Origin of the sequence: Chitinophaga caseinilytica (assembly GCF_038396765.1) — a bacterium.
Lineage (GTDB): Bacteria > Bacteroidota > Bacteroidia > Chitinophagales > Chitinophagaceae > Chitinophaga > Chitinophaga caseinilytica.
The window spans coordinates 2,371,796-2,385,519 of record NZ_CP150096.1; the positions used below are offsets into that span (position 1 = coordinate 2,371,796).

Consider the following 13,724-nt stretch of genomic DNA (forward strand, 5'->3'; position numbering starts at 1 on the left):
ATAGGGTAAAGAGCGGAATGAATTACTTGCGGCATAAGGCGGAAGATCTGGTGATGGATGAGTCTTTCCAGCAGTATTGCACCGGAACGAACCCGGCGGCAGTGCGGTTTTGGAAGCAGTGGCTGGCCGCGCATCCCGAGAAGCGGGAGCTGGTGCAGGCCGCCAAAGTGATTTATTTGCGATTGAACGGCGGGCTGGATGCGGAAACATTCGCCGGCCATCACCGCCGGTTCACGGACGCCTTGCTGGCAGAAGGGATCAGGCCGGGGATGCAGGCGCCGCAGCTGCGGCCGGTAACCCGGGCCAACGGCTGGAAGTGGTACACGCTCGCCGTGGCGGCCACGCTCACGGGGCTGGTGCTCACGATGGTGTGGATGCAGGCCGGGAAAGATGCGCCTGCGGCGGGAGCGGGGGATGGGAGTACGGCCATATACGCCAGCAAACCCGGCGAGCGAAAGGCTTTCCAGTTGCCGGACGGTACGAAGGTAGTGCTCAACGCCGCCAGTACCCTGTGGCTGGACGATGGCTTCCAGAAAGGGAAGCGCACGCTCACACTGGACGGCGAAGCGTTTTTCGACATCGCGCAAGACGCGTCTTCGCCATTCGTGATCCATACCGAAGACATGGATATAACCGTGCTGGGCACGGCTTTTAACGTAAAAGCATACAAAGACGACGAGACGGTGGAGACTTCACTGATCAGGGGGCGGGTGCGGATAGACACGCGCGCCGGCCACCAGGTGTACCTCCAACCGAAAGAAAAACTGGTGATCGCCAGGCATAAAGAGATTCAGGACATTCAACCATTAACGCCCCGGCAGGCAGATACGAAAAAAGCCGGGAGCCACTATCTTATCGACTCTCTCACACACATTCCACACGACAGCGCAATTGTTGAACTATCATGGGTCGACAACCGGCTGATTTTTGCCGACGACACTTTCGGGGACATTGCCCGGAAGCTGGAACGCTGGTACGGCGTGCAGATCCGGTTCGAATCCGAAGAACTGCGCGGGTACCGCTTCACGGGGCATTTCAACAAGGAAACCCTGCAGCGGGTGCTCGAAGTGCTGCAGTTATCGAGGGGCTTCCGGTTCCGGTTCGAAGACGACCATACCGTGGTATTGCATCCGTAGGATGGAAGGGAAGGAGCGGTGACGCGCTGCTGCCCTGCATCAAGACATAAAAAAAGGGGAATGGTGACGCATTCCCCCCGGTAAAAGCTGGGAGACAGGCACACTGTTGACGCGGTAACCTGTTTCCTGTTTATTCACTTTAAACCTGTACGAAAGTATGCAAAAAAACCAACTTCCAGGCTGGGGAAAGGGGGCGCCATGGGTGCCTGTCAAATTGTTGATGTGTATGAAACTAACCATTATCCTTACGGTGATGGCTTGCCTTCACGTAAGTGCGAACACCTATTCGCAGGACACTAAAGTGACTTTGAGACTGAATGATGTTTCCGTTCAGCAACTGTTCAATTCGATCGAGAAGAAAACGGATTACCGGTTCGTTTTTTCCAACGACGTCATCCCCCGCAATTACCGGGTTAGCATAGATGTGCAGAACACCGCCGTGTCTGAAGTGTTGAGCCACGCGCTGGGCCGCACCCTGCTCGATTTCAGGATGCTGGAAAACGATATGATCGTGGTGGCCGACCGGCGCGCGATCAGCCAGATGGTCCGCGTGGAAGGTCGCGTCACGGACGCTTCCGGGGAGCCGCTCGAAGGTGTGAGCATTTCCGTCAAAGGCTCCAGCGGCGGCACTTTCAGCGGTCAGAACGGAGAATTCGCCCTCAACGTTCCCAGCCGCAATTCGAACCTCGTGTTCAGTTATGTGGGCCTGGAAACCCAGGTGGTACCGGTAAACGGCCGCAGAACGATCAGCGTGGTGATGAAAGGCGCGCGGACATTGGGCACCGTAACCGTGGTGAACACCGGTTTCCAGCAACTGAACAAGGAACGTGCGACGGGATCGTTCGGGTATATCGACAAGGAACAACTGGCCCGGCCTTCCACCAACATCGGCAGCCGCATCATCGGCACCACGGCCGGCGTGCAGGCCAAGCTGGACGTAGACGGCAACCCCACGTTCGAAATCCGCGGCAAATCGAGCCTCTATGCCACGGCCGCCCCGCTGGTAGTGGTAGACGGTTTCCCCATCAACGGCGACTTCAACACCATCAACCCCAACGACGTGGAAAGCATCACCGTCCTCAAAGACGCGGCCGCCGCATCTATCTGGGGCGCGCGTTCCGCCAACGGCGTCATTGTGGTGGTAACGAAAAGAGGACAGCGCAATACCCCGCTCCGGATCGATTTTTCCGCTTTCACCAAAATGGGCGGCAAAATGGACCTCGACTACGTGAACCCGCTGGCCACTTCCGCCGAAACGATCGACTATGAAAAACGCGCCTTCAACAAATGGAGCGCCGAGATCAATTCCGGCTCCGTAGACGAGGCTACGTTTGCATGGTCGCCCGGCCTGGTCGCCCTCAGCGAGCATTACCTCGGCATCATTTCAGAAGCGAAGCGCGACGAAATCCTCGCCCAGCTGAGCCGCCAGAGCAACAAAGGCCAGATCCGCGACCTGCTGCTCGATAACCCCACCACGCAGCAGTATAACCTCAGCCTGTCGGGCTCCACCGGCAGAATGACCAACATGGTTTCGCTGCTGTTCGAGAACAATAACTCCAACTTCCGCAACACCGGATACCAGAAATACCTCCTCAACTTCCGCTCCGTGGCCAACCTCACCAAATGGCTGGACCTTAGTATCGGCGGGATGGTGCATTACAATAAACAGGACTCCAGCGGCATACGGCTGTCAGACATCCAGGAGTTCACCCCCTACGAAATGCTCCTGAACCCCGACGGGTCGTACGCCAACATCGCGCAATATTATATGCCCATCCTGGAACGGTCGGTACCCACCGGCAGGTTCCCGTATGCAGACTGGACGTACAATCCCGTGCAGGAAATCAACAACCGCAAACGGACCCGCACGCAGCTGAACGCACGCTTCATGGGCGGGCTTACCTTCAAACTGATGAAGGGGCTCACGTTCGACAGCAAGTTCCAGTACGAGATTTTCAACAACTTCGTCCGCAACCTCAACAACGAGAACACGTTCGCCGTGCGCAAACGGATCAACGAAGCGACTTCGTGGAATCAGAACACCGGCGCGCTGACGCCGAACATCGCCAAAGGCAGCATCCTGGAGCAGAACCGTTACCGGACGCAGGCATACAACTGGCGGAACTCCGTGAACTATAACAATATTTTCAAACGGGACCATGAAGTGAATGTGATCGCCGGTGTGGAAATCGCCAACCAGGTGACGGAATTCTTCGGCAGCCCGATCACGTACGGGTATAACGATGAAACGCTGACTTCGGGGATTTTCCCGAACGGGCCGGGCGGAACGTTCAAAACGATCCAGAACTGGCTGGGGAATAATTTCACCATTCCGTACGGCAGCACTTTCGCGTACAACACCAATCGCTACTTCTCTTCTTTCGCCAATCTGGCCTACACTTACCGGGGCCGGTACACCGTTTCGGGAAGCTTCAGGACGGATGCGTCCAACATCATCGCCGACGATCCGAAATACCGGTATTCTCCGTTCTGGTCGGCCGGTCTGGGATGGGCGGCGCACCGCGAGCGTTTCATGGAAAACGTGAAATTCGTCAACCGCCTGAACGTCCGCGCCACTTATGGTTACAACGGCAACGAAGACAGGACCACTTCCTTCAAGCCGCTCATCGCCATCGGCGCCGTTCCGAACGTGTTTACCAACGATTACACGGCTACCATTTCCAGCTTCGGCAACCCTTCCCTCCGTTGGGAGAAAACCGCCACCTGGAACCTCGGGCTGGATTATGGCCTGTTCGGCAACAAACTGTTCGGCAAGATCGATGTGTATAATAAGTATGGGAAAGACCAGGTAGCGCAGGTGACGATCCCGGCCATCAACGGTACCACTACCCAGAAACTGAACAATGCAGAGATCAGCAACCGCGGCATCGAACTGGAAATCGGTACGCAGCAGCGCATCGCCAAACGGATCAGCTGGCAGGGGAACGTGAATTTCGCGTATAACAAAAACCGCATCGAGAAGCTGTTCATCGCCAACTATTCCGCTTATACGCTGGTAGACGGCGGATCGGCCTCCTATGTGCAGGGCGCCAACGCCAACGATATCTGGCGCTACCGCTACGCCGGTGTGCACGACGGCCAGCCGATGGTATATGGCGACAAGGGGACTTTGTACAATTTCTTCGCTTTCACGCCGGGCGACGGCCGCAGTTACCTGCAGAACATGGGTACCACCGTGGCGCCGTATACGCTGGGCGTGATGAATACTTTCCGGGTGTATGACTTCGACCTGTCTTTCATCGTGACCGGGAAATTCGGGCACGTGTTCGACCGGATGAGCTTCAACTATCCTTCCGTATGGAGCCGCGTGCTGCCCAACAGCAAGTATGCCGGCGTGCTGAACGGCGATATGCAACAGGTAGTGCCGCTGCCGCAGAACGATGTGGAAGACCGCTACTATTTCTGGGACCGCTTTTATCCCTACATGAGCTACCTGGTGGAAAACGCAGGTCATATCCGGATGCAGGAAGTGAACCTCACCTACAATCTCGACAAGGCGAAGCTGGCTAAGATCGGCTTCCAGCAGGTGCAGATTTTTGCGCAGGGGAACAACCTGTTCACCGTGTATGCGAACAAAGCGAAGGAAGATCCCGAATACCCGATGGGCAATATGCGTCCGCAGCCCACGGTTACCCTCGGTATCAAGTGCAGTCTCTAACCTGTTTTTTTTGATGTAAAATCTGTTCACAATGACGATCCAATTCAAACATATATTCCGAACCGCCGTGATTTGCGGCGCCCTGGGCCTGACGGCCTGCGACAAATTCCTGGAAGAGCGCCCCAGCAAAACTTCCGCGCTGGAAGTAAAAACCGCTGCGCAACTGGAATCACTCCTGAATGCGCACAACAGCTTCATCACCGAAACCAACCGGTCCGCGTCTATCAGCACCGATGACTATGGGATTCTGGCGGAAATGTACGCCGTAACGCCTACGCCTTTCAACATGGCGGTTGTCCAGTTCGCTACGTGGGACTGGCAATACCTGCCAGATGATAACCGGGAGCTTTTCTGGACCAACGAATACAAGAAGATCTTCACCGCCAACATGGTATTGAGCCTCCTGGAAACCGTTTCCGGCACAGCGGAACAGAAAGCCTCGCTTGCGGCCGACGCGCATCTCATCCGCGCCTACAGCTACTTCCAGCTGGTGAACACTTATGCGCTGCCGTACAACGACGCCACGAAAAACGAGCCCGGCGTGCCCATCAAACTGTCTACCTCGTTCGACGAGCCCATGGCCCGCGCGCCCATCGAGAAAGTGTACCAGCAGATCGAGTCCGACCTCGCGGAAGCCCTCAAAACTAATGTGGCCCTCGTGCAGAACGGCCGCGCCCGGCATTGGCGCGCCAGCAAAACCGGCGTGAAAGCTTTCGCCGCCAGGTACCACCTCACCCGCGGCAACTACGCCGAAGCCCTGAAATTTGCACAGGGCGCGCTGGACGAGTACAGCACCATGATGGATTACAATACCGACATGCGCTACGGCAGAACGCAAACCCTGACCGTGAACGCCGGTACGCCCGATGCCAAAACCGTTACGCTGCAATACCCGTACACCCACGATAACCAGAGCGATCAGACCGATCTCATGGGCTGGAAGGAAACCCTCTACCTGCGCGTGCTCGGCATCGACAGCTGGTGGTTCATCCCCAGCAAGGCATTGCTGGACCTTTACGACAAAGATCACGACCTCCGCTACCGTTACCATATCGTGGAAGGCTATTCCTACGACCGCGGCATGATCAAGCCGGCATACGATTACCCGGGGTATGTCTGCTTTTATAAGGATCGTATGCTCAACGGCCCCACCGTTGCCGAAATGCTCCTCATCAAGGCCGAGTGCCTGGCCCGCACCGGCAAGCGGGGAGACGCCATGGCGGCCGTTAACCAGCTGCGCGCCAAGCGCATGGAGCCCGGGGCCTGGGTAAACCTTTCCGCCACTTCCGACGACGATGCCATCGCCAAGGTACTGCAGGAGCGCCGCCGCGAAATGCCGTTCGCGCAGCGCTGGTTCGACATTCGCCGGTATAACAACAACAATTATCCGAATGATGATGTGTCGCTCACGCGGGAGTTCTATCCTTACAATTCCGCCGTGGTGCAGAAAGATCAGCCGAAGATCATGTACTCCCTGCCGAAAGGGAGCCGCCGCTTCGCAGCGCCGCTGCCGAGAACGGAAATCATCGCCAGCAACGGCGCCATCATTCAAAACACTTATTGATCCATCGTTCCATAACCAATAAATTATCAGACCCATCATGAAAAAACTCATCATATTGCTGGCCATCGCCGGTATACAAACCATAAACGCCCACGCACAGGGGCCGGTTCCTGAAAAGAAAAAAGGAACGCCTGCCGAAATCGCCGCCGCACGGAAAGCGGTAGAAAAAAACTTCAAGAACGCGAAAGCGCATGAAGATTATATTTACCTCGCCGGCGTGGAAAACCCCGAAGTGAAGGCGCAGTACGACAAATGGATCAAAGCGCACCCGAAATCCGTGGAAATCCCTTTCGCATTCGCCCTGGCGCTGTACGACGCGGAACTTCCCGCTGCCAAGCCCTACCTGGAGAAAGTGATCCAGCTCGATCCGAAAAACGGAGAAACGTATGAAATGCTCTGGATAGACGCTGAAAGATGGGGCGATTTCGCCGCCGGCCGCGAATACCTGCGCAAAGCCACCGAATCGGACCCCAAAAACGCCAACTTCGCATTTTACTACGCCAGCTCGCATGAAGATGTGGATTCGGCCAAGCACCACAACCTCATGCTTTCCATGCCCGACCGTTTCCCCGGAACGGAAAGAGGCGCACAGGCGCTCTACTGGCTGGCCCAGCGTTCTACCAACGCCGCAGTGAAAGTGCAGGTGTGGGAACAGTCGAGAAGGCAGTTCGATCCCGGAAAATCTTCCTGGGCATCCGGCTCCATGACCAGCTATTTCAGCTACCTGCTTCCCAACGATGCGCAAAAAGCGCAGCAGCTCGCCAACGAAATGCTGCAAAACGATTCCCTGCGCGAAAACAAACAATGGCTGCAGAACAGGTCGGTCGCTGAAAAGGTGCTCGCAGGCCGTATCCTGATGGCCAAAGGGAATCATGCCGATGCCATCGAAATGCTGAACTCCGCGCCGAAAATCCGCTACAGCAGTTCGCAAACCGTGCTGCTCAAGGAAATCGCCCTCGCTAACGACGCCATGGGCAATGCGGCCGGATCGTACGACAGCCTGTTGAAATATTACGCCGTAGACCCTACCGACGAAGTGTACGGCCTCATGAAAAAATACGCCGGCAAACTGGGGAAAAACAACGACGCCATCCAGGCAGACGTTTGGAAAGTGCGCAAATCCACCGCCAAGCCCGCTACTTCTTTTTCGCTGGACAACTACATGACCGCCGGTAAAACTTCGCTGGCCGATCTGAAAGGGAAAGTGGTGCTGGTAACGTATTGGTTTCCCGGATGCGGCCCCTGCCGCGGAGAATTCCCGCATTTCGAAGCGGTAGTACGGAAATACGGAAAAGACCAGCTGGCCTACATCGGGATCAACATCGCACATGAGCAGGACCCTTACGTGGTGCCTTTCATCAATCAAAGCGGCTATTCGTTCACGCCCGTGCGCGACGAGCCCACCAAACGCGGAAACCTCGTGGCCCGCGGCGCTCCGACCAATTACCTCATCGACAAGGAAGGGAACATCGTTTTCTCGAACTTCCGGACAGACGAGCACAACCACCGGACGCTGGAATTGATGATCAACGAATTACTGGATAAATAACAAGCTGAAAAAAGCCTCCCGGACCGGGAGGCTTTTTTATTTCCCGGAAATGCTGTTCAGGAACGCCAGCACGAGCGGATGCGGTTTGGCAGCGGTGGAATTGTCTTGCGGAACAAAAAGCGTGGCGATGAAGAAAGGATGATCGCGAAGCTCCAGGATGCGGGCTTCCCGGTGTTTGTCCGTTCCCGTGATGCGGAACCCGAGGTCGTGCAGTTGTTGCTGGTAATCGGGATTGAGGCCGAAATTGCAATAGTATTTTTCGTTGATCTGGCCCGTTCCGTAGATTTTCCGGGTGAGGGAATTTTCGATGGGAAGGTCGATCTGGAGGGTTTGTCCGGCGAGGGAGCAGCTGAGCGGGTTCACGACGAGTTTTGACGCGTAGGGGTCGTATTCGGCGTGTTCCGCATCGGCGATGCCCATCACGTTCCGCGCAAACTCGATGACCATATGCTGGAATCCGCCGCAGGTGCCGAGTGTGGGGATGTTGTTTTTCCGGGCATGTTCGATAATCCGCAAAGCGCCGGCCATGCTGTGGTACGGGCTTCCCGGCGCGATCCAGAAGCCCTGGTAACGGCGAACGATGTCGTCGAACTCATGATCGATCCTGTCGGTGGAAATCCAGTTGTAATCTATTTGATGGGCGAGGTGAGGGAGCGCATGGGCGATGGCTTCGTTGGTGGCCAGGTGTGGTCGGAAAGACGCATTGTAGTCTCCGATGATGGCGATTTGCATGGTCTTCAGGATTGAATGGGTAGGTTGAAATGGTTTGTCGATGTTGAAATTACTGAAATTGGGGAATTGACGGTCAGGTTTACGGCAAAGGAAAACCCGGCCATTTGACCGGGTTTTCGCATATATCGGGTTAATAATCAATGTTTCGGTTCTTCTTCGTTGCGGAAAAACTTCGCGTCGCGGGTGTTTTTCTGCACGGCGATGGCGCCGAAGATGGCCAATACGAAAGACATGGCGTAGAAGCCTTTTTCGCTTTTGGTGAGATCGGCGTTCCACAGCCCTACAGTCAGCAGCACGATGCAAAGGATGGTGCTGAACCACGACAGGCCATAGTATATTGTGGTAACGGGGACGCCTTCCATTTGGTCGCGCACAGATTTTTGCACGGAAACGGCCGCGAACAGGCCGAACATCAGCACGGTGAAGTAATACCCTTTTTCGTTGAGCTGCATGGTGGCGGCATTCCACAAACCGATGTTGTAGGCTACCATGCCGGCGAGCAGGGCTATCCAGGATGCGGCTACGAATGCGGAGGAGGGCTGTTGTTGTTTAGTTTCCATAAAGGTGTTGATTTATGGTACCAAGGTAGGGCGCCCTTTCCTGCAGACTTTTGACATCCGTCAAAAAACAGAACGGGAAATGTTAAATGCGCCCCCGCACCCGGCTCAGCGTTTCCTGCGAAATGCCCAGGTAAGAGGCCACGTACCCCAGCGGCGCGCGCTCCAGGATGTGGGGCGCCTGTTCCAGCAGCTGCTCGTAACGCTCTGCTGCCGTGCGGAACTGGGAATTTACATAACGCTCCTCCAGCCGGAGGTAGTATTTTTCATACGCAATGCGCACCAGCCGCTCCAGTTCATGGTAGGTGTCGAGCAGCCGGAGGAGATCTTCCCGGGAAACCGACCAAAGCACGGCCCCCTCCATCAGCTGAATGTTCTCCACCGCAGGCTGGCCGGTGGTGAAACTGTGGAACGAGGTCACAAAGTCGCGCTCGAAGCCGAACCAATGCGTCACTTCCTTGTCTTCCAGATGGTAATACCCGCGCAAGCAGCCCTTTTCCACGAAATACAACCGGCGGCAGACTTGGCCCTGGGTGATGAGCATGTCGTTTTTGGCGTGGACCTCTTCCCGGAAGCAGGCCGCCGCTGCCTGGCGGGCCGCGTCGCTGATGGGGTGGTACTGGGAAAGATGCGCGAATAACTGTTCCATCGGAATACAATTTTACACCTGCCGTCGGTCAGGCTTGATAAAATTACAGCGATGTACCGCTTATGCAAAAACGATTTTTACGATGGATGCTTTGCATGGCAGACATTAGGCACTAACTTGCACGCCTAAACCATTATTCCCTATGGCAGAAATCCCGTCCCCGGTCCTCCGCAAAACCCGCCCGATACCTCCGTGGTACCATGTTTCACGTATGATCCCCCTGGCTTCCGCCCATCGCTGGCCATAAGTTATATGTTGAAATAAAATAACGTGTCTTGCTCGGTTTCCGGGGGCTAAAAAAGCCGTCGCATTTTCCTGTTTCCTGACAATATTTGCGTAACTTATGTCTGCAATGATGTAGTACCGCCCCTGATTGTCTGTTAAACTCATTGTGTCGAAGCACCCCGGGCAGATAGAAATTTGAGCGACTGACATATCAACCAGATCGAAATTTTTTAAAATCATGTACACCCATGCATATGATGGAATCCTATACAATTGTCCGGGATTGGCTGAAAAAGTCCCCGGCAGTTCTCCTTTTACCTTTACTGGCCGTCGCACCGAGACCTGCTGAAGCCGCGCCACGGTCGTCCTTTTACCAGGACTCCATTCCCATGGCCCGAGGCCGCGTCCTGGACGCGGAAGAAAATTTTCCCCTCCCCGGCGTCACCGTGGAAAACCTCGTCAGCCGAAGGGGCACACTTTCCGATGTCAACGGTTATTATGCGCTCGCCGCCCGCAATGGCGACAGCCTCCGGTTCACCTTCCTCGGCAAACGGCCGCTGGTAGCTATTTACCGCGGACAGCCGCTGAACATCAGTCTTCGTAAACAGGAAGGCCAGCTCTCTGAAGTGGTAGTAACCGGCTTCCAGGACCTGGAAAAGCGCAAGTTCGCCGGTGCCGCCACCACGTTGAAAGCAGATGACGTGAAGATCGACGGTGTGGCAGACCTCAGCCGCATGCTCGAAGGCCGCGCCGCAGGCGTTACGATCCAGAACGTTTCCAGCACCTTCGGTTCCGCTCCCAAAATCCGGGTGCGCGGGGCCACTTCCATCAACGGCGACAACAAACCGCTGTGGGTGGTAGACGGCGTGGTGCTGGAAGATGTGGTGAATATCTCGAACGACCAGCTCTCTTCCGGCGACCCCACAACGCTTCTCGGCTCCGCCGTGGCAGGGCTCAACCCGAACGATATCGAAAGCTACGCCATCCTGAAAGACGCCGCGGCCACCGCCCTGTACGGCGCCCGCGCCATGAACGGGGTTGTGGTGATCACGACCAAGAAAGGCCGCATCGGCAAACCCGTCGTGAATTACACCGGCAACTTCAGCACGCAGCTCGTGCCTTCTTACGGGGAATACAGTATTATGAACTCCGGCGACCAGATGTCGGTGCTGGCCGAACTGGAAAGGAAAGGCTTCCTGAACGTGGGACGCCTCAACGATGCCAACTGGGGCGTATACGGCAAAATGTACCAGGGCCTGCAAGCCGACGCCAACGGGAACTTCAAGGTGCCCAACACCGTCGAAGGCCGGCGGAACTTCCTGAAAAGATACGCTTCCGCCAATACCGATTGGTACGACGAGCTGTTCAAGAATAACTTCCTCCAGGAGCATTCCCTCAGCATCTCCTTCGGTACAGACCGCTCGCAGTCGTATTTCTCCACCAGTTATTATGGAGACAACGGCTGGACGATCGCCGACCGCGTGAGCCGGTACACCCTGAACTTCCGGAACAACTATAAACTGTCTGACCGCTTTTCCGTAGGCTTCTCCACACTGGCCTCCGTTCGCCAGCAGCGCGCACCGGGGTCGCTCAAACGCAATCCGAACCCCGTGCAGGGGCAGATGGACCGCGATTTCGACATCAACCCGTTCAGCTTCGCCCTCAACGCCAGCCGTACGATGACCCCGTACGACGAAAACGGCGATCGGGAATACTTCCAGCGGAACTACGCGCCATTCAACATCCTTACCGAACTGGAGAACAACTATCTCGACATCAACGTGGCCGACCTCCGGCTGCAGGGAGATTTCTCCTTCAAGATCACCGACGATCTGAAACTGGACTTCGTGGGTGCGCTGCGGTACGTGAAATCGTCGATGGAGCACCAGATCAAGGAAAACTCGAATATGGCCAACGCCTATCGCGCCGCAAGCACCTCCGTTATCCGGAACAACAATAAATTCCTTTACCGCGACCCGGCCGATCCGGAAGCGGAACCGGTGGTAGTGCTGCCGTACGGTGGTTTTTATAACCGGACGGAAGACCAGATGGTCAATTACGACATCCGTCCCAGCCTGAACTACATCAAAACGATCAACGACAAGCATTCCCTGAACCTCCTGGCAGGTATGCAGGTGAAATCCACCGACCGTCAGAACGCCAACAATACCGGGTTCGGTTATCAATATGGTAACGGCGGGGTGCCGTTCGTAGACTATCGCATCGTGAAGCAAACCCTGGAGGCGAATTTCCCGTATTATGGTATGAGCAGGGATTACGACCGCTTCGTGGCATTCTACGGCTCGGGTGGCTATTCCTACCGCCAGAAATATAACCTGACGGCAACCGGCCGGTACGATGGTTCCAACCGCCTGGGTAGTTCGTCCCGCGCCCGCTGGCTCCCCACCTGGAGCGTGGCTGGTTCCTGGAACGCTGACGCAGAGCCGTTCATGAAAGAACTGACCTGGCTCGATTACCTGACGGTGCGCGCCTCTTACGGTCTTACGGCGAGTATGGGCCCGGCTACCAATTCCACCATCGTGCTGCGCAATATCAATACCAACCGGCCTTACCTGAACGAAATGGAATCGGTGATCGTGCTGGCGGAACTGGAGAACGAAGACCTGACCTGGGAGAAAGCCTACACCACCAACGCAGGGATCGATTTCGGCCTGTTCAAAAATAAAGTCAACGTGAGCATCGATGCATATATGCGCCAGAGCTTCGACCTGATCAGTATCGTACGTACTTCCGGCATCGGCGGGCAGTCGCTCAAAGCGGCCAACTACGCAGATATGGACGCGAAAGGGATCGAGTTCCTCATCGGTGGACAGGTGATCAAGAAGCAGGATTGGGGTTGGAAAACGAATCTGACCTTCGGATATAACACCACGAAAATCACGCGGCTGCGCAACCGGCCCAATATCTTCGGCCTGGTAGTGGCGGAAGGCGGGGCGAAGGAAGGGTACCCTGCGCGGGGGCTCTTCTCCATCCCATTCGCCGGCCTCGACCCGCGGACGGGCAAGCCCACTTTCAACAACGAGAAAGGCGAAGTGTCCGGAGCCGTTTACCTGCAGGATTACAACGTCGGGTTCCTGAAGTATGAAGGGCCGGTAGACCCCACCATCGCCGGCGGTTTCTCCAACACCTTTAACTACAAATCGCTATCGCTGAACATCTTCCTGACGTACCAGGCCGGCAACACGATCCGCCTGTACCCCGCATTCAGCGAAAACTATTCTGACCTGACGGCTACCCCGAAAGAATTCAAAGACCGCTGGGTAATGCCGGGCGACGAGAAGTATACCCGGGTGCCTTCCATCCTCGGGGCCTTCGAAAAGAGCCAGCTGATCGGGGAGTATCCGTACAATAACTACAACTATTCCACGGAGCGCGTGGCCAAAGGAGATATGATCCGGCTGAAAACGGTGTCGCTTTCCTACCAGGTGAGCCCTTCGCTGCTGAACCGCCTCGGCCTCAACAGCGCCAGCGTCACCGCCGCTGCCATCAACCCCTGGCTCATCTATGCCGATCCGAAGCTGAGAGGCCAGGACCCGGAATTCTTTAACGCGGGCGGCGTTGCGCAGCCCGTGCAGAAACAATTTACGCTCTCCCTGAAAGTTGGGATCTAAA

Annotated in this window: 8 protein-coding genes; 5 read left to right on the forward strand and 3 right to left on the reverse strand. The window is 55.9% G+C overall.

Annotation, left to right across the window (positions count from 1 at the left end; all coding sequences use genetic code 11):
• Positions 1-17 precede the first annotated feature (17 nt).
• The 4 genes from WJU22_RS09980 (at position 18) to WJU22_RS09995 (ending at position 7,928) form a co-directional block, all read left to right on the forward strand.
• On the forward strand, positions 18-1,136 hold the full coding sequence (locus WJU22_RS09980) for a FecR family protein (protein WP_341843092.1): 1,119 nt from the start codon (positions 18-20) through the stop codon (positions 1,134-1,136).
• A 226-nt stretch (positions 1,137-1,362) separates the two neighbouring features.
• Positions 1,363-4,815, forward strand: coding sequence for a SusC/RagA family TonB-linked outer membrane protein (locus WJU22_RS09985; protein ID WP_341843093.1), 3,453 nt, complete (start codon positions 1,363-1,365; stop codon positions 4,813-4,815).
• A 31-nt stretch (positions 4,816-4,846) separates the two neighbouring features.
• On the forward strand, positions 4,847-6,379 hold the full coding sequence (locus tag WJU22_RS09990; protein WP_341843094.1) for a RagB/SusD family nutrient uptake outer membrane protein: 1,533 nt from the start codon (positions 4,847-4,849) through the stop codon (positions 6,377-6,379).
• 37 nt (positions 6,380-6,416) lie between these two features.
• A complete protein-coding gene (locus tag WJU22_RS09995; RefSeq protein WP_341843095.1) occupies positions 6,417-7,928 on the forward strand; it encodes a redoxin domain-containing protein in 1,512 nt (503 codons plus the stop codon).
• Between the two features lie 36 nt (positions 7,929-7,964).
• On the opposite strand, the gene WJU22_RS10000 is transcribed toward WJU22_RS09995, so the two are convergent.
• The 3 genes from WJU22_RS10000 to WJU22_RS10010 all read right to left on the reverse strand — a co-directional run bounded on the left by WJU22_RS10000 (position 7,965) and on the right by WJU22_RS10010 (position 9,866).
• On the reverse strand, positions 7,965-8,660 hold the full coding sequence (locus WJU22_RS10000; RefSeq protein ID WP_341843096.1) for a CTP synthase C-terminal region-related (seleno)protein: 696 nt from the start codon (positions 8,658-8,660) through the stop codon (positions 7,965-7,967).
• A 137-nt stretch (positions 8,661-8,797) separates the two neighbouring features.
• A complete protein-coding gene (gene yiaA, locus WJU22_RS10005; RefSeq protein ID WP_341843097.1) occupies positions 8,798-9,220 on the reverse strand; it encodes an inner membrane protein YiaA in 423 nt (140 codons plus the stop codon).
• 82 nt (positions 9,221-9,302) lie between these two features.
• Positions 9,303-9,866 carry a Crp/Fnr family transcriptional regulator gene (locus WJU22_RS10010; RefSeq protein ID WP_341843098.1) on the reverse strand — a complete coding sequence of 188 codons (564 nt, stop codon included), beginning with the start codon at positions 9,864-9,866 and terminating at the stop codon, positions 9,303-9,305.
• A gap of 614 nt (positions 9,867-10,480) precedes the next feature.
• Here WJU22_RS10010 and WJU22_RS10015 point away from each other — a divergent pair.
• On the forward strand, positions 10,481-13,723 hold the full coding sequence (locus tag WJU22_RS10015) for a SusC/RagA family TonB-linked outer membrane protein (protein ID WP_341843099.1): 3,243 nt from the start codon (positions 10,481-10,483) through the stop codon (positions 13,721-13,723).
• Position 13,724 lies beyond the last annotated feature (1 nt).